The 21,372-nt window shown below is 39.4% G+C and carries 2 protein-coding genes; both read left to right on the top strand.

Annotated features, from left to right (window positions below):
• Nucleotide 1: 1 nt before the first annotated feature.
• Nucleotides 2-6,475: a non-ribosomal peptide synthetase gene (locus MKO96_RS15245; RefSeq protein WP_240587965.1), complete on the top strand. Its 6,474-nt coding sequence runs from the start codon at nucleotides 2-4 to the stop codon at nucleotides 6,473-6,475.
• A complete protein-coding gene (locus MKO96_RS15250; protein ID WP_240587966.1) occupies nucleotides 6,472-21,354 on the top strand; it encodes a non-ribosomal peptide synthetase in 14,883 nt (4,960 codons plus the stop codon). Before MKO96_RS15245 ends, MKO96_RS15250 begins: the two co-directional genes overlap by 4 nt.
• The last annotated feature ends 18 nt before the right edge of the window (nucleotides 21,355-21,372 follow it).

The raw sequence follows: 21,372 nt of genomic DNA on the forward strand, positions 1-21,372 counted from the left end.
AATGGGAGACGTTATTGATATATATGGTTTATCACCTTTGCAAAAAGGAATACTGTTTCATACTTTATACGATCAAGATGATGAATATTCTTTTTCCTATATTGTACAAGTAGGTATCTTGCTCGGGGGGCAATTGGATGTTGCTACTTTTGAAAAAGCTTGGGAATATGTTATTCAACGACATGAGGTTCTGCGCTCAGTATTTGTTTGGGAGGAAGTAGAAAAACCTCTACAAGCAGTTTACGAACGTCTTCCTTTTACTATTCATCAAGAGGATTGGAGTACCCATTCGCATGAGGAGAAGGAGAAGAAATTACACCAGTTTTTGACTGCAGATCGTAGGAAAGGATTTTTATTGGATGAAGCACCATTGATGAGAGTTACTGCGATTAAAGAAGCAGAAGGGGAAACGAGAATTATTTGGACACATCATCATATTTTGCTAGATGGTTGGAGTGTTTCATTGGTCTTTAGTGAAGTGATGGAAGTTTATCTCAAGATGATAAAGGGAGAATTGTTGAATCTTCCTAAATCTCTTCCTTATAAAAAGTATATCCAGTGGATAAATAAACAAGATCAAAGTCAAGCAGAGGAATTTTGGAAAGAAGAATTAAAAGGGTTCTATGCACCTACGCCATTAGCGATGGAAAGAAAGGATCAAGGGCAGGAGAAGGGCTATGGAGAGTGTGTTTATCAGGTATCTGAGGAACTCACTGAGAATTTACAAGAGTGGGTACGAAATAGTCAATTAACATTGAATACATTAGTACAAGGAGCCTGGGCCTATTTGATGGGTAGGTATAGCGGTGAAAGTGACATCGTATTTGGCGTAACTAGCTCTGGACGTCCTACTGATTTGATAGGAGCAGAGAATATGGTAGGCCTATTTATTAACACATTACCTACTAGAATTCGATTAACGGATAATACATCTGTAGTAGATTGGCTTCGTAAAATACAGATGAAAGAAATGGAACGAAGACAATATGAGTATAATTCATTGATAGATATTCAAGGGTGGAGTGAGGTTCCGCGAAATAGCTCCTTATTTCATACCTTGTATGTGTTTGAAAATTATCCAATTCAAGGTGAGAGAAATGATGATTTAAGATTACTAGATGTTAAAAGCGCGGAACAAACAAATTATCCTTTAACACTCATTGTAATGCCTGGTAAGAAAATTACTTTAAAGTTGATGTATGATCGAAGCTATTTTAATGAAGAAATAATAAATCGGATTCAGAATCACTTATTGCAAATATTAATTCAGATGACGAAGAGCCTAGATTCAAAACTCTTTGAAATTACTCATTTAACAGCGGAAGAACAGATACAGTTATTAGAGCAATGGAATCATACTCAAGTAAATTATTCGGCTGAAGGCATGATTCATACGATGTTTGAGGAGCAAGTTAAAAAAACGCCGGAAGCAATCGCGGCTAGTTACGAAAATGAACAAATTACCTATAAAGAGTTGGAGGAGCGTGCGAATCAGCTAGCTCATTATTTACAAAAGCGTGGTGTAGGCCCAGAGTCTCTGGTTGGGGTATATATAGAACGTTCATTACAAATGATGATAGCGTTATTAGGTATTCTAAAATCAGGAGCAGCGTATGTTCCACTTGATCCTACTTATCCAGAGAGTCGGCTTCGATATATATTAGAGGATGCTGGAATCGAAGTACTAGTGACGGAAGAGAATTCTAAAAATTTGTTTGTATCTGAAAATGTTGAAACGATTTGTATGAATAAAGATTATACTGCAATTGAAAAAGAAGAAACAACCCCATGTATAAGTGGTGTAACAGGAAGAAGTTTAGCGTATGTTATGTATACTTCAGGATCTACAGGGAATCCAAAGGGAGTAATGATTGAGCATCATTCAGTAATCAATTATCTAGAATGGATGCAACATAAATATCCACTTTCTGAAAAGGATGTGGTCTTGCAGAAAACGCCATTCTCATTTGATGTCTCTGTTTGGGAGTTGTTTTGGGGTATTCACGTTGGTGCAAGTGTATCTTTCCTGCCTGCAGGTGGAGAAAAAGATCCTTCTATTATAGCTGAAGTGATTAAAAAACATCAGGTTACTATAGTTCAATTTGTACCTTCGATGTTATCTGTTTTCTTAGATCACTTCAATCATATTGAATTGAACATGAATTGTTCCTCCATACGCCATGTATTTTCTGGTGGGGAAGAACTAAGTTCAGGGTTGGTTAGACGATTTCAACAGAAATGGAATCATAGTGGACAAGTGAAATTAACCAACTTTTATGGACCAACTGAAGCCACTATTTATGTGAATGCATTTGATATTCAGCCAAATCAAGAATTTGTTTCTATTGGGCAGCCGATACAGAACACGCAATTATATGTATTAGACCAAAATCAACGCTTGCAATCAATAGGGATAGAGGGTGAGTTATATATCGGTGGTTCTGGTTTAGCGCGTGGATACTTAAATCGTCCGAATCTCACTGCCGAAAAATTCGTTTCGCACCCATTTCAATTGGGAGAACGTCTATATCGAACAGGAGATTCAGTAAGATATTTAACTGATGGAAATTTAGAATTTATAGGTAGAATGGACCATCAAGTCAAAATGCGTGGTTTTCGGATTGAACTAGGAGAAATTGAGGCGACTTTAGAAAAATGTTCGTTTATTAAAGAGGCTGTCGTATTAGTTAGAGAAGATCGTCCAGGTGATCAACGATTGGTTGCATATGTAATAAGCGATGGAAATACCCAAGAGTGGAGAGAGTATTTACAAAACCAATTACCGAATCATATGATTCCAGCGCACTTTATAGAGTTAGAACACTTCCCGCTTACTCCGAATGGGAAAATTGACCGAAAGGCCTTGCCAGCACCTGATGAGCAAGCTATTGAAGATTTAAATGTGCTACCTCGAACGCCATCGGAAGAGCTTATTGCCTCGGTTTGGAGTCAAGTGTTAGGAACAGAAAATATTGGCATTCAGGATTCCTTCTTTGAACGTGGTGGGCACTCACTACTTGCTACTCAAATCGTCTCTCGATTGCAAGAACTGTTCCAAATTAAAATTCCATTACGTGAACTTTTCAAGCACGATACAGTGGAAGCATTGGCGAAACGAGTGGATCAGTTACGAAAAGAAGATAAAAAACGAGAGATTGCTCCCCTTGTACCTATGAAACGAGAAGAAGTTATCCCACTTTCCTATGCGCAGAAACGTCTATGGTTTATTGATCAATTAATGCCAAATAGTGCTATGTACAATATCCATGCAGCGTGTCGCTTAACAGGTGAATGGTCAATTGAAGCATTGGAGGTCGGATGGAATCAATTATTGGAGCGTCATGAATCATTAAGGACGACAATTCTAGAACAAGAGGGTGAACCTTTTCAACAAGTTCAATCTCATGTATTCAGACATATTCCTCAAAAGAATCTAACAGATCTCTCTTTGGCAGATAGGGAAAGAGAAATGAAACGGCTCATTCAAAACGAAGCTGAGGAACCATTTCATTTTGGGCAAGGTCCTCTGATTCGAACACGAATATTGAAAGTGGACAGGGAAGAATGGATTCTCATTTGTACGATGCATCATATTATTTCAGATGGATGGTCAATGGGAATCTTACTTGAAGAATGGATGGCTTTTTATGAAGGAGCATTAAGCGGAAAACCGGCGGAATTGAAGGAGTTATCTATCCAATATGCAGATTTTGTCATGTGGCAGATGGAATGGCAAAAAGAAGAGAATTTGAATCAGCACCTTCAATATTGGAAGGAAGAATTATCTGGGGAACTACCGGTTTTACAATTACCGATGGATCGTCCTCGACCTGCAGTTCAAACCCATCGTGGTGCAAGTCAGTCCTTAATAGTGGCGAATTCCCTACAGGAAAAGCTCAAAGATTTAAGTCTGCAAGAAGGATGCACTTTATTTATGACATTGATGGCAGCGTATCAAAGCTTCCTTTCTCGTTATACAGGACAGGACGACATTATAGTTGGAAGCCCAATCGCTAATCGAAATGTGAAAGAGATTGAGGGATTAATAGGATTCTTTGCAAATACGTTGGTTTATCGAGCTGATTTCAGTGGAAATCCGACGTTCCGAGAACTTTTATCGCAGGTACGAAAAAAAGCACTAAAAGCATACGAGTATCAGGACATTCCATTTGAGAAAGTAGTAGAATCCGTAAAACCGGAACGGAATACAAGTCATTCACCAATATTTCAAACCATGTTTACTTTACAGAATACAAAACAAGAGTTTCTTCAGCTATCTGAAAGACACATGGAACTCATGGAAAGTCATACTTCTGTTGCAAAATTTGATTTGAGTTTATTTGCTTCTGAGACGGAAGAAGGATTATCGCTAACCTTTGAATATAATACTGATTTGTTTAATGATACAACCATTGAGCGTATGGCAAGTCATTTTGAACATTGGTTATATCAAATTGTATCTCATCCAAAAGATTTATTATCGGAAATGAATATGTTATCGAAAGTAGAATATAAGCAACTACTAGAGGAATGGAATGAAACAGGTGTTATAGAAGATATACGAGAGAGCACGATTCATACATTGTTTGAAGAACAAGTGGAAAAAACACCAGAAGCAATTGCAGTAGTGTGCGAAGATGAAGAACTAACATATCGAGAGTTGGACGAACGCTCGAATCAGCTGGCACATTATTTACAGAAAAACGGTGTAGGATGCGAATCATTAGTTGGGATTTGCGTTACACGTTCATCCGAGATGATTGTAGGACTCTTAGGGATTATGAAGGCAGGAGGAGCATACGTTCCAATTGATCCAGCGTATCCGGAAAGTCGACTGCAATACATTTTAGAGGATGCTCATATAAAGGTATTGGTGACACAGGAAAAGGTACAGAAAAAAATGGTTATACCTAAATCCGTTGACGTGATTTGTATTGATTGTGATCGAGCAGAAATAGAACAAGAAGTAACTACGGTGTGTACGAGTGAAGTGACGGGTGATAACTTAGCCTATATTATCTATACTTCAGGTTCCACTGGAAATCCAAAGGGAGTAATGATTGAGCACAGGAATACAGTAACAATGATTCATTGGGCGCATCACACATATTCCCGAAAGGATTTAGCGGGAGTATTGGCTTCAACTTCGCTATCCTTTGATCTATCTATTTTTGAAGTGTTTGTTCCCTTAACGATGGGTGGTAAGGTGATTGTTGCTGAAAATGCTCTACATCTAGACAAGTTGTCTACCAAGGGTGTGACTTTAGTCAATACTGTGCCATCGGCTGCGAAGGAACTGGTTCGAGCAAAAACAATTCCTTCTTCGGTAAAGGTGATGAACTTGGCTGGAGAACCATTGCCATATTCACTTGTTCAAGATTTATACGAGGGAAGTACGGTTGAGAAGGTGTACAACCTATATGGACCGTCCGAAGATACTACGTATTCCACATATATGGAATTAGAAAAGGGTGTCATGCATAGGGTACCACCAATTGGTAAACCAATCTTCAACACAGAAGTATATGTATTAAGTGCTGAACAAAAAATGGTTCCAATTGGTGTAGTTGGTGAGCTGTACATTGGTGGATCAGGATTAGCACGTGGATACTTAAACCGCCCTGACTTAACGCAAGATCGTTTTATACCGCATCCATTTAAAGAAGGAGAGCGAGTATACCGGACTGGAGATCTAGTAAGGTATCTGCCGGATGGGAATTTGGAATATCTTGGCCGAATAGATCATCAGGTGAAAATTCGTGGGTTCCGTATTGAACTAGGAGAAATTGAAACGACATTACAAAAACATACTTTAGTTAACGACGTTATTGTGATGGTGTGGGAAGATTATCTTGGGGATCCATGTTTGATTGCCTATGTTGCGGGAGATGGGGATGCTCAAAAGTGGCGTGATTATCTCAAGGCCCAGCTACCGAACTATATGATACCAGCCTATTTTGTCGGAATGAATGCATTTCCACTCACTCCAAATGGAAAAATTGATAGGAAGGCCTTACCAGCACCAGAGAGAAAGGAGATAGCAAGTGGTTATATTGCTCCTCGTACGTCTACGGAAAAAACAATCGTTTCGATATGGCATGAAGTTTTGGGTATGGAAAACATCGGAATTCAGGATTCGTTTTTTGAAATAGGTGGCCATTCATTACTTGCTACGCAAGCTGTTTCCAATCTTAAAGAGGCTTTTGGAATCGAATTACCATTGCATGATTTATTTATGTTTCATACGGTGCAGCAATTGGCAGAACAGATTGATCAATTGCTCTATAACAAAAATCAAGAAATGCAGAATGATAGTAAGGAGAATGTAAGTCTTCAAGACTATATTCATAAAGAAGCAGAAGTCAGTAATGATGAAGAATTACTAGAACTGCTTAAGCAATTAGAAGAGCTATCAGAGGAAGAAGCACAAGGGATATTCGAGAGTAATTTGATTCAGGAAGGGGTAAAAAAATGAAAAGTGATTTACTTGCAAAGCTGAGTTCACTTTCTCCTGAGAAGAGAGCATGGCTTCAGAAGCAAATGCAAAAAAAGGAGAATAAAGAAGCACTCCCGTTGTCTTATGCACAAAAACGTTTGTGGTTTATGGACAGATTTAACCCAAACAGTTCTTTATATAATATTCCAACAGTATGGCATCTAAAAGGAAATTGGATACCTGAAGCATTAGAGAAGGGATTCAATCGACTCATTGAACGTCATGAATCATTACGAACTGTTTTTAAAGAAATAGGAGAACAGCCTGTGCAACAAATTGTCGAATTCCTTCCTAGAGCATTACCTGTAAGGGATTACTCTCAACTTCCTCTAGAAGTAAAAGAAAAAGAGGTAGATAGTTTAATTGCGAGAGAAGCGCAAGAACCATTTGATTTAATGAATGATCCTTTAATTCGTAATCAGCTTGTTCAATTAGAGAAGGATGAATGGTTATTACTGTGTACGATGCATCATATTATTTCTGATGCTTGGTCCATTGGTATATTCATGAATGAATTACTTGCTTTCTATGAAGAAGAAACGGGCGGAAATCCTGCTAAATTAAGTTCATTATCCATTCAATATGCAGACTTTGCGAAGTGGCAAAAGGAGTGGTTGCAAGGTGATGTGCTAAATCGTCAGCTTACGTATTGGCAGGAAGAATTGTCTGGTGAGCTTCCTATCTTACAACTGCCAGTGGATCGACCTCGACCGGTTAAGCAGACTTACTCTGGGGCTGCGTATCATGTAATTTTTCCTTATAAATTGCTCAGACAATTGAAGGATATAAGTCGACAAGAAGGATCTACTTTATTTATGACTTTAATGGCCGCATACCAGAGCTTTCTTGCTCGTTATACGGGACAAAAAGATATTCTAGTTGGTAGTCCGATTGCAAATCGGAACCATAAGGGAGTAGAAGGATTAATTGGTTTCTTTGTTAATACGTTGGTTTATCGATCAGATTTGAGTGGCACCCCTACTTTTCGGGAGATTTTGAACCAAACAAAGAAAAAGGCGTTAAAAGCTTACGAATATCAAGATATACCATTTGAAAAAGTGGTAGAAGCTGTGCAACCTGAACGAAGCATGAGTCATTCCCCTATATTTCAGACCATGTTTACGCTACAGAATATAAAACAAGAACGACTAGATTTGCCTGATAGAAGTATTGAAATGGTAGAAAGTAATATGTCTATTGCTAAATTTGATTTGAGCTTAACTGCCTATGAAGTGGAAGAAGGTCTATTTGTCTCATTTGAATACAACACGGATTTATTTGATAGTAGTACCATTGCACGTATGGCAGGACATTTTGAGAACTGGCTAAATGAAATCACGTATCATCCAGATGAATCATATACAAAGCTGTCAATGTTATCGGATACCGAGCAAAAACAACTCCTAGAAGAATGGAATGATACGGACGTAGTTTATGGTCATGATTGTATGATTCATGAGCTATTTGAGCAGCAAGTTGCACGGACACCTGATGCAGTGGCGGTAGTTTATGAGGGTGGAAAGCTAACGTATCAAGAACTTAATGAAAAATCGAATCAATTGGCACATTTTCTACAAAAACGAGGTATCGGACCTGAATCATTGGTCGGTATATGTATTGAACGTTCTCCTGATATGATTATCGGTCTCTTTGGGATTTTGAAGGCAGGTGGGGCTTATGTCCCACTGGATCCAAGTTATCCCGAAAATCGCCTGAGATATATTTTGGAGAATTCACAAATTCAAGTGCTATTAACAAAAGAAGCACTACAGGAATGGTTACCTAAAGATATTCAAGCAATTTGTTTAGACCGGGATCAAGTAATGATTTCTAAAGAGAGTAATCTGGCCCCGGTGAGTGGAGTAACAGCAAATAACTTAGCGTATATCATATACACTTCGGGTTCGACAGGAAATCCGAAGGGAGTAATGATTGAACATCATTCGGTTATCAACCGTCTACAGTGGATGCAGAAAAAATATCCATTATCTGAGGAGGATATAATTCTACAAAAGACACCGTTTTCGTTTGATGTTTCTGTCTGGGAATTATTTTGGTGGTCATTTGTAGGGGCACGTGTTTGTTTGCTTCCACCAGGCGGGGAGAAAGATCCTGCGGTGATTGAGGAGTATATTGAACGATATCGTGTGACCACCATGCATTTTGTTCCGTCGATGTTATCTACTTTCTTGGATTACATGGAACAATATAACTCAAAAAGGAATGTTTCATCTTTAAATCAGGTTTTTACTAGTGGAGAAGCATTAAATACTGAACAGGTTCGCCGGTTTAAGGGGGTATTTTACGATGTTCAGCAAACAAGGTTAATTAACTTGTATGGCCCTACTGAGGCGACTGTGGATGTGACTTATTATGATTGTGATTTAGAAAAAGAACCCATACTTATTCCAATTGGTCGTCCAATTGATAATACAGAGTTGTATGTGCTGGATCAACATCAACAGGTGGTACCGATTGGTGTGGCGGGGGAACTTTACCTTGGTGGAGTAGGCTTGGCACGTGGCTACTTCAATCGACCAGAGTTAACTACTGAACGTTTTATTCCGCATCCCTTTAAGGAAGGAGAACGATTATATCGAACGGGTGACCTAGTGAGATATATGAATGATCGTAACTTGGAGTATATCGGAAGAATAGATAACCAAGTGAAAATCAGAGGATTCCGAATTGAACTGGGAGAGATTGAAGCATCTTTACATGATCACTCATCTGTAAAAGAGGCTGTTGTGTTGGTGAAGGAAGATCGACCAGGAGATAAGCAGTTAGTAGCTTATGTAGTGGGTGAAGGGAATACTGGAGAGTGGCGTGAATATCTCAAGAAGCAATTGCCACATTATATGGTTCCAGCATACTTTTTCCAAGTTGAATCGATGCCACTCACTCCAAATGGTAAGGTGAATCGGAAAGCTTTACTGGAATTGGAGGCACAGTTCATAAGTGAAGATATTACTTCATCACGAACACCAGTGGAGGAGCTCATCGTTTCTGTATGGGGTCAAGTGTTAGGTATAAGAAATATTAGTGTTCAGGATTCTTTTTTTGAAATCGGTGGCCACTCGCTGCTAGCTACTCAAGTAGTTTCACGCTTACAAGAAATTTTTCAAATTGAATTACCAGTACGTGAACTATTTGAGTATGCAACGGTGGAGTCGCTGGCAAAGCGATTAGATGAGTTACGTAAAGGAAATAGAAAACGAGAGGCTCCTCCACTAAAGCCGATGGAACGAGGGGAAACTATTCCGCTTTCTTATGCCCAACAGCGCTTATGGTTTATCGATCAATTTACGCCTAATAGTGCGCTTTACAATATGCCAATGGTATGCCGCCTTACAGGTAATTGGTTACCTGAGGCTTTGGAAACGGGATGGAATCACTTAATAGAGCGGCATGAATCATTGCGGACGGTCTTTCATGAAGTGAACGGTCACCCCGTGCAGCAAATTGAACCGTACATTTTTCGATCAATTCCGAAAATAGATTTAACTATGCTTTCTCCTGAAGACCGAGAAGAAGAAGTCAAACATTTGATTCAACAAGAAACAGAAGTGCCATTTGATTTAGGTGAGGGCCCGCTAATCAGGACAAGTATTGTGCAAGTGGGAGAAGAAGAATGGATTCTCCTTTGTACTCTACATCATATCATTTCAGATGGATGGTCAATGGGAGTCCTACTTGAAGAGTGGATGGCATTCTATGAGAAAGCCACCGATGGCAAGGTAGCAGAACTTGAACCATTACCGGTTCAATATGCTGACTTCGCTCAGTGGCAAAAAGGATGGTTAAAGGAAGAAGTGCTTGATCAACAACTCCAATATTGGAGGGAAGAATTGTCTGGAGAGCTTCCTGTACTCCAACTTCCTATGGATCGCCCGCGTTCCGCAATACAAACTCATCACGGGTCGACATATACACTGGCTCTGCCAAGCACGCTACATGACAAATTGAACGAATTTAGTCGCCAAGAAGGGGCTACACTCTTCATGACGTTGTTGGCCGCATATCAAAGTTTTCTATCACGTTATACGGGACAAGAAGATATTTTGGTCGGAAGTCCAATTGCTAATCGAAATTACAGAGAAATTGAAGGACTAATTGGTTTCTTCGTCAACACGCTGGTTTATCGGGCTAATCTGGGTGGTGGACCGACATTTCAGGATGTTCTGTCCCAGGTTCGTCAAAAGGCATTGAAGGCGTATGAATATCAAGATATTCCTTTTGAAAAAATTGTAGAAGTTGTACAACCAGAGCGGAGTACAAGTCATTCGCCAATCTTCCAGACTATGTTCATCTTGCAAAATATGAAACAAGAATTCCCGGTGTTTTCTGATAGAAATATTGAAATGATAGAAAGCCATAATCCAATTGCAAAGTTTGATTTAAGTGTAATGGTGGCTGAGACGGAAGAGGGCTTACTTTTTACTTTTGAATACAATAAGGATTTATTCGATGCTACAACTATAGAACGGATGGCAGGGCACTTTGAGAAATGGCTACACGAAGTTTCCCATCACCCGCAAAATCCATTGCACAGTCTGAGCATGCTATCTGAATCTGAGCGTACTTTGTTATTAGAAACATGGAATGACACCGTAATGGAAATGCCCCCGCAGGGTCTTATTTGCGATAGATTTGAGGATCAAGTAGCAAGGAATCCTGAATCGATTGCGGTGGTTGATCAAACAAAAGAGTGGACTTACGGTGAACTGGATGCACAAGCAAATCAATTGGCAAATGTTTTACAGAGAAAAGGAGTTGCTCCAGAATCAGTCGTGGGAGTTTATCTTCCGAGGTCGGCTGAGCTCATGGCAAGTTTACTAGGCATATTAAAAGCTGGTGGAGCTTATGTCGTTTTAGATCCGTTGTATCCCAAATCAAGGTTAGAATACATGATTGAAGATGCAGGAATTCAAATTGTAGTGACGGCGGAAGGGCAAGAAGGCCTTTTCGAACAGGTCGAAATGGTGAGGTTAGAAGAAGTAACAGTGGAAAGTGTAATCGCACCTACACGGCAGATAAATCCAGAGAACTTAGCTTATATCGTCTATACCTCTGGTTCTACAGGAAAGCCAAAGGGTGTCATGGTTGAATATCGTTCATTAATGAATATGGTCTCTTGGCATCAAGAAGTTTATCGTATTACAGCAGAGGATCGTGCGACTCAGATTGCGGGGATTGCTTTTGATTCGGCTGTCCAGGAGATTTGGCCGTATCTAACTGCAGGTGCAGCACTCTATTTATCAACAGAGGAACTGAGAATTAGTCCAGAAGCACTAAGAGACTGGCTCATTGATTCGCGAATAACAGCTAGTTTTGCACCTACGCCTATTCTGGAAAGACTCTTGAAATTATCTTGGCCAGAGAAGACGGATCTTCGTTTTATCATTACGGGCGGGGATCAATTAACGCAGTATCCATCTAAACATATTCCTTTTGCGGTAATCAATCAGTACGGTCCATCGGAAAATACCGTTGTTACCACGGATTGTTATGTACCTGTAGGAGTAACAACAGGTACGCCATCGATTGGTCGACCGATTGCGAATACAGAAGTTTATGTGTTAGATTCTCATCTTCAGCTAGTACCAATTGGTGTGATTGGAGATCTTTATATTGGAGGAAAGAGTCTTGCTCGCGGATATGCTAATCGTCCGGATCTTACAAAGGAAAAATTTATTCCGCATCCATTCAAATCAGGAGAACATATCTATTACACCGGAGACAAAGCAAGTTATCTTTCTGATGGTACTCTCCAGTTCCATGGTCGTATAGATGACCAAGTGAAAATTCGTGGTTTCCGGATTGAATTGGGAGAAATTGAAGCAGTTTTGCAGGCACATTCTTCTGTGAAAGAAGCAGTTGTATTGGTACGAGAGGATGATCCAGGTGACAAGAGATTAGTAGCTTATGTTGTTGGTGAAGGAAGTGTACATGAATGGCGAGAACATCTACAAACACATTTACCAAATTACATGGTCCCAACAAACTTTATTGAGATGGAATTTTTACCACTTACACCGAATGGAAAACTTGATTTGAAGGCATTGCCTATACTTGGTGAACAATCCGCCGAAAATACTGTATACCCACGAACTCCGCTGGAAGAACTTATCGCTTCAGTGTGGAGTCAAGTGCTAGGAATAAAAGAAATTGGTGTTCAGGATTCTTTCTTTGAGCTTGGTGGTCACTCTCTACTTGCTACACAAGTGGTCTCGCGCTTACAAGAAGTCTTTCAAATCAAATTACCGGTACGTGAACTGTTCGAATATCCAACGGTCGAGGCACTATCGAAACGAATGGATCAGTTACGTAAGGGGAGTGAAAAACGAGAAATTCCAAAATTGATGCCGGTGGAACGAGGGAATAATATTCCGCTGTCATATGCCCAACAGCGCTTATGGTTTATTGATCAGTTTGAACCTAATGGTGCACTTTATAATATGCCAATGGTATGCCGCCTTACAGGGAATTGGTTACCTGAAGCATTGGAGTTGGGATGGAATCAGTTAATAGAGCGTCATGAATCTTTGCGGACGGTATTTCATGAAGAGGAAGGTCATCCTGTACAGCAGATTCAACCTTATATTTTCCGTCCTCTTCCGCAAATGGACCTAACTAAGCTTTCATTAGAGGAGAGAGAAAGAAAGTTGGAGCTATGGATTCAAACTGAAGTTGAATCTCCATTTGATTTAGAACAAGGGCCATTGTTCCGTGGACAAATCATAAGAATTTCAGAAGAAGAATGGGTTCTTCTGTGTAATATGCATCATATTATCTCAGATGGATGGTCGATGGAAATCTTGCTTCAAGAATGGATGACATTTTATGAGAATGCGATTGGTGAAAAACAAGCAGAGCTGGAACCACTACCAGTTCAATATGCCGATTTTGCTCAGTGGCAAAGAGGATGGTTGAAAGATGAAGTACTAAATCAACAGCTTGCATATTGGAAGGAAGAATTATCTGGTGAGTTACCAGTCTTAATGTTGCCAATGGATCGTCCGCGTCCGCCAGTGCAAACCCACCATGGATTAACTCATAATGTGCTGTTGTCACGCTCATTACTGGATAAATTAAACGAACTAAGTCGTCAAGAAGGGGCCACGCTTTTCATGACCTTATTGGCATCGTATCAAAGTTTCCTTGCCCGTTATACGGGACAATCGGATATTATTGTTGGCAGCCCAATTGCAAATCGAAATTATCGAGAAATTGAAGGGCTGATTGGTTTCTTTGTCAACACATTGGTTTATCGAGCTGATTTAAGTAATACACCGGTATTTCAAGAGTTGTTGTCTCAAGTGCGGATAAAAGCATTGAAGGCTTATGAGTATCAAGATGTTCCGTTTGAGAAAATTGTAGAGGTTATCCAACCTGAACGAAATACAAGCCATTCCCCGATTTTCCAAACCATGTTTACTTTGCAAAATACGGGACAGGAGCTACCAGAACTATATGGGCGAAATATAGAAGTAATAGAGAGCAACGCTCCAATCGCTAAGTTTGATTTAAGTTTAACTGCTGCAGAAGTGGAAGACGGTTTATTGCTTACTTTTGTTTATAGGACTGATTTATTTGACAGTGTAACTATTGAATCTATGGCTGAACATTTTGGAAACTGGTTGAATGTAATCGTGGAACATCCTGATAAATCATTAGAGAAGTTGCCTATACTATCAGGATTACAGCAAAAACAGTTAGAAGAGTGGAATAGTAATGCCGCAGCATATCCACAGGAAAGTGCGATTCATCAGCTATTTGAAGAGCAAGTAAATCGTACACCTGACGCGGTGGCAGTGGTAGATGAAAAACAGCAGTTAACATATCGAGAGCTGAATGAAAAAGCTAATCAATTGGCCCACTATCTTCAGCAATGTGGGATTGGGACTGAATCATTAGTTGGACTTTGCTTTGAGCGTTCAGTTGAGATGATTGTTGGTATTATGGGGATCTGGAAGGCTGGAGCAGCATATGTTCCATTGGACCCATCATATCCAGAAAGTCGCCTACGATATATTTTGGAGGACACTGGAATTCAAGTATTAGTTACGAATGAGTCATTAGAAGATTGGATACCTAAAGAAGTCAAGGCAGTTTGTCTAGATAGGGATCAAGCAATGTTTTCAAAAGAAAGCATTCTTTCACCAAAATGTGAAGTAACAGGAGAAAACCTAGCGTATGTTATCTATACTTCGGGATCGACGGGGAATCCAAAGGGTGTCTTGATACAGCATCATTCTGTAATAAACTTGTCGCATGGTTTACAAAAAGAGGTTTTCGAACATAAGATACCATCTAACATGCATGTCGGTTTAAATGCGTCAATTGCCTTTGATGCATCTATTCAGCAATTACAAATGCTGTTGTATGGTTCAAGTTTGTATATTATTCCGAACGAAGTTCGAAGCGATCCAGAACAGTTTGTAGCTTATATTCGGGAGAACAAATTAGCAATCTTTGATATAACGCCTTCATTACTTCAATTACTTATAGATGGCGGGTTGTTAGAAACATGCGAAGGTGTTCATGTTCCAAGTAAGGTATTGGTCGGCGGCGAAGCGATTACGCCGTCACTATGGGAACAGCTGGTAGGGGCTGATAAAATTGATTTTTATAATGTATATGGTCCTACAGAATGTACCGTTGATACAACATGCTACCATATCAAAAAAGATAGTAAGAGAGTAACAATTGGTCGTCCGTTGCCGAACGTTCAAACCTATGTATTGGATAGAAATTGGTTACCTGTTCCAGTTGGTGTGATGGGTGAACTTTATATCGGTGGAGCAGGCCTATCGAGGGGATACTTGAATCGTCCAGAATTAACGTCCGAGCGATTTATTTCACATCCATTCAAAGAAGGCGAGAGGTTATATAGAACGGGAGATCTCGTGAGATATCTTCCTGACGGTAATATAGACTATCTAGGAAGAATGGATAATCAAGTGAAGATTAGAGGATTTCGAATTGAACTTGGGGAGATTGAGTCGACCTTACAGGAGCATTACTTGGTAAAAGAGGCAGTTGTAATGGTTAGAGAAAATCAGTCGGGAGATAAGAGGCTGGTAGCTTATGTAGTGGGCGAAGGCAGTTTAGAAGAATGGCGCGAGTATCTTAAAGCAAAACTGCCAATCCATATGATACCTTCCTACTTTGTCGAAATGGAAGAGTTACCGCTAACTATAAATGGAAAGGTTGATCGGAAATCGTTGCCTATACCAGACTATCAAGGAACACAAGAAGGCTACGTGGCCCCAAGAAATGAACGTGAACATAAGCTTTCTATCATTTGGGAACGTGTGCTGGGTTCAAAACGTATTGGTATTCATGATAACTTTTTTGAAATTGGTGGAGATTCAATTCTTAGCATTCAGATTGTCTCTCGTGCGAAGCAAGCTGGTTTACAATTGACACCAAAACAAATATTTGAACACCAAACGATTGCAGAGTTGGCACAAGTAGTCAAAGAACAACAAGGTGTACAAGCCGAACAAGGAATTATAACTGGAGAGACGATACTTACACCTATTCAGCAAAGATTTTTTGCACAAAATCATCCTAACCCACATCATTGGAATCAATCCATGTTCTTTAGAACGAAAGGGAAACTGGATATAGTATCACTGGAGAAGTCGGTGCGTAATCTTCTTCTTCATCATGACGCCCTGCGTTTAAGATATGAATGTTTACCTGATGGGGCTTGGAAACAGTGGAATGAAGGAATAGAAGAACAATTGATACTGACTGTCATTTCATTAGACGAGGTGCCGGAAGCTGATTGGCATGAGGTTATTCAAAAAGAGATTAATATTGCACAAGAAGGTTTAAATTTACATGAAGGTCCGTTAATGAGAATGGTGTATTTTGATGAAGGTGAGAAGACTGGCCGATTATTTTGGACGATTCATCACTTGGTTGTGGATGGTGTTTCTTGGCGGATTTTATTGGAAGATCTGCAAACAGCTTATACTCAAGCAATTCAGGGGCAAAAAATCCAATTACCTATGAAGAGTACATCCTTTAAAGAGTGGTCGGAGAAATTATATTATTACGCTGAATCAGGAATATCACAAGAAGTGCTGCATTACTGGGAGCAGCAGTCCGAAAAGGAAGTAGTTATGCTACCAGTAGATGTTACTATAAGTGATTCAGAAAGCGCAGTAACTGAGGAATTTTCTGTGGTTTTAGATGAGAAAGAGACCCGTAAGTTATTGCAAGAGACTTTAAGCGCTCACCGTGTCCAAATTAATGAAGTATTATTAGCAGCATTGGTACAAGCTACGGCAGTATGTACAGGCCAGCCGATATTGAGCGTGGATCTAGAGGGACATGGTCGAGAAGAGATTATTGAAGATGTTGACTTATCGAGAACCGTGGGATGGTTTACAAGTATTTATCCTGTTCACTTAAATATTACTGGTGCCAACACGCCAATTGCAGCATTAAAAGAAGTTAAAGAACAGGTACGCAACATTCCTAATAAGGGTGTTGACTATGGAGTGTTGCGTTACATGAACGCAACACTGTGTGAGCAATTGGACTCTCAACATACACCGTCTATTAGTTTTAACTATCTTGGACAATTCGACCAAATGTTTTCTAACGATGCAATGTTTATTCCGGAGAACGAATTTAAGCGTTTAGATCATGCTTCTGGTTCCAAGCGATCGCATTTAATTGATGTAATGGGGGTTGTAACGGATGGAAAACTTCAGTTCACTTGGGTATACAATGTTGGACAATTCGCGAAATCAACGATTCAAAGTATTGCACAGAATATGCTTCACCAACTGAGCAGATTGATTCAATCCTCAGATAGAGAATCTGCGCTGACCGTTTCGGATTTTGCAATGGCTAATCTTAACCAAGTAGGCTTGACAAACGTATTAACCAAAATGAATCGTGGAAAGAACTATCCAATTACTGATTTATATCCACTATCGCCTTTGCAAGAAGGTATGATTTTTCACACATTGCATGACCAGGAGGATGAACATGTTGCACCGTATATAGTGCAATTAAGTTTTAGGATTAAAGGGAAAATGGATATTCCTACTTTTGAGCAGGCGTGGAAATCTGTAATTCAGCGGCATGAAATTTTTCGTACAGCATTTGTTTGGGACAAAATTGAAGAACCTTTACAAGTGGTGTATGAAAATATCCCATTTAAAGTGAACAAAGAAGACTGGCGTACAATGACAACTGAAGAGATAGAGGAAAAAAGAAAAGTCTTTTTGGCATTAGATCGAAAACAAGCCTTTCAATTTGATGAAGCGCCATTGATGCGGGTAACGGTCATTCAAGAAGGTGAGGAAGAATATCGGATTGTTTGGACACATCACCATATTTTACTGGATGGATGGAGTTTACCACTGGTCTTTAACGAATTACTTACAGTCTATCAGAAGAAAATGAATGGAGAAGTTGTGAATTTACCTAAGTCATCGCCATACAAGAAATATATCCAATGGCTAAGAGAACAGGATAAAGAGCAGGCGGAACAATTCTGGAGAGAAAAGCTTAAAGGTTTTATTGCACCAACTTTGCTGGGCTTAGAAAGTAAAGAGGAAGAAAAAGGTTACACAGAGAAGGTTACGTATTTATCAGAAGAGCAGACTCAAGAGTTACAAGGCTGGGCGAAACGCAATAAACTTACTTTGAGCACAGTAATTCAAGGTGCATGGGCATATCTCATGAGCCGGTATAGTGGAGAAAATGACATTGTCTTTGGTGTAACAAGCTCAGGGCGTTCTACGGAGATTATTGATGTTGAAAACATCGTAGGTCCTTTCATTACAACGTCACCGACGCGAATTCAATTGATGGATGATATAAAAGTAATGGATTGGTTGCAGAAGATACAAGAGGAAGAGATAGAGAGAAGACAATATGAGTATGCTTCTTTGACAGAGATTCAGGGGTGGAGTGAAGTTCCTAGAGGAACACCGCTGTTCAATAGTTTATATGTGTTTGAAAATTATCCGGTGAAAGAGGAGTCTTCAGGAAATCTGGAAATTGGTGAATTGGAAGGAGTAGAACAAACCCACTACCCATTAGGGTTGGCTGTAGTTCCAGGAATCCAGTTATCGTTAAAGTTAATGTATGACCGTAGTAAGTTTAATAAATTAACTATTAAAAGAATGTTGGGTCATTTACGCCAAGTATTAATGCAAATGCTCAAAAACATTGATCAAACTCTGTCGGAACTAGTATATATTACGGAAGCTGAACAAAGGCAAGTTTTGGACGAATGGAATGATAATGCAATATCCTATCCACGTGAGAATGTGATTCATCAACTATTCGAAGAGCAAGTGAATCGTACACCAGATGCGGTGGCAATAGTGGATGAAAAACAGCAACTAACGTATCGGGAGCTGAATGAAAGAGCTAATCAATTGGCCCATCATCTACAGAAATATGGAATTGGAACAGAGTCATTGGTTGGCCTATGTTTTGAGCGTTCAGTTGAGATGGTTGTTGGTCTCATGGGAATTTGGAAGGCTGGAGCAGCCTATGTTCCATTAGATCCATCGAATCCGGAAAGCCGCCTGCAATATATTTTAGAAGACACGGGAATTAAAGTGTTAGTTACAAATGAGGTATTACTAGGATGGATACCTAAAGACATCAAGACAGTTTGCCTAGATAGGGACCAAGCAATGCTTTCTCAAGAAAGCAAACTTTCACCAATATGTGAGGTAACAGGGGAAAACTTAGCGTATGTTATCTATACTTCTGGTTCGACAGGGAATCCAAAGGGGGCTTTAGTACAGCACCATTCTGTAATAAACCTATCCTATGGTTTACAAAAAGAAGTTTTCTCACATGAGATACCTAGTAATATGCGCGTCGGTTTGAATGCGTCAATTGCCTTTGATGTATCTATTCAGCAATTACAAATGTTGCTTTATGGTTCAAGTTTATATATTATCCCAAGTGAAGTTCGCACTAATCCGGAACAATTTGTGTCCTATATTAGGGAGAATAAATTGGAAATGTTTGATATGACACCTTCATTACTTCAATTACTTATAGATGGAGGATTGCTAGAAATAAGTGCTGATGTTCATGTACCAAGTAAGATATTGGTCGGTGGTGAAGCAATCATGCCGTCATTATGGGAACAGCTAGTAGAGACTGAAAAAATTGATTTTTATAATGTATACGGTCCTACAGAATGTACGGTTGATGCAACGTGTTATCATATCGAAACAGATAGTAAGAAAGTTACAATTGGACGTCCGTTGCCGAACGTTCAAACTTATGTATTAGATAAAAATTTGTTACCTGTTCCAGTTGGTGTAACAGGTGAGCTATATATTGGTGGTGCAGGTATAGCGCGAGGATATTTGAATCGTCCAGAATTAACAGCAGAGCGATTCATCCGTCATCCATTTAATGAAGAAGAGCGTTTATATCGTACGGGAGATTTGGTTCGTTATTCACCTGATGGTAATTTAGATTACTTGAGAAGAATTGATAATCAAGTGAAAATTCGGGGATTCCGTATTGAACTTGAAGAGATTGAAGCGAATCTAGAGGGTCATCCATTGGTAAAAGAAGCAGTAGTTTTGGTGACAGAGGATAAATTAGGAGAGCAGAGATTGGTTGCTTATGTAGTTGGAGATGGAAGTATGCATGAATGGCGTGAATATCTCAAGACACAAGTACCGAATTATATGGTTCCCGCACACTTTATAAAGGTAGACGAGATTCCTCTTACACCGAATGGAAAAGTTGATCGAAAGGCATTGAACAGTTTAACAATTCAAAGAGAAAATAATTTGTCTACAACAATCATTCCAAGGGATGAAATTGAATATCAGTTGATTAAAATCTGGCAGGATGTGTTACAGATAGAAGATGTCTATGTAAATGATGATTTCTTTAATAGAGGGGGACATTCTCTCCTTGTAATTAAATTGATTTCAAAAATTAAGGAGAAGTTTGGAAAAGAGATTAAGGTGTCTACATTGATTAAGAATCCAACATTGGAAGGAATCGCATGCCTTATTCGTGATAAGCATGATATGACAAAATCTGTATCAGCGCTGGTTCCACTACAAGAATCAGAGAAAAGACCTTTCTTTTGCGTTCATCCGTTTATGGGAAATGTATTTTGTTACATTCAACTAGCAAGATTGCTTAAGAACCACTGTTCATTTTATGGTTTACAGAATCCTCTCATAGAAAAGAGAGAAATTGATGATTTGACCTTGCCGGAAGTAATTCAACTTTACATTGAAGAAATAAAACGTGTTCAGCCAGAAGGCCCATATCGTCTTGGAGGATGGTCTTTAGGCGGTGCAATTGCTTATAAAATCGCAACTGTATTAAGGAATCAAGGAGAGGAAGTTGAGTTGTTGGTACTAATGGATACTAAAGTACCTTCAGAGCAAGATCGTAAAACAAGGGAGGATATGCTCTCATATATATCTGAACATTTCATTCCTAGAGATCTTACTGAGCAGGAAGAAGGCCTCGTCCATAAACAAGATATGCTTGTGGAGCGATTAATTATGGAAGGAGTACTCCCGCCTGATGCAAATCTTATGAATTTGAGGCAAGTTATCAATGCTCATAGGAAATGCCTGAACTTAATGGCAGAGAATGATTTGATACCATACTTTGGAGAAGTTATCTACTTTAGTGCTGAGGAAGGAAAAGAGTTGTTTACAGATTGGGGACCTTTATTAAAAGGAAGAGTAAATAAGTATTCTGTCCCTGGATCACATGAAGAAATAGTAGACTTCCCCGCAGTTGAAAAGATAGCTAAGTACCTATTAAATGAATTTGAAGGAATAAAAGAAACATCCCTTTCATTAACTGAAAAGTAGAGAGTGCAAAAGATGCAA

The organism is Bacillus sp. ES1-5, assembly GCF_022487605.1.
Classification (GTDB): Bacteria; Bacillota; Bacilli; order Bacillales; family Bacillaceae_G; genus Bacillus_A; species Bacillus_A wiedmannii.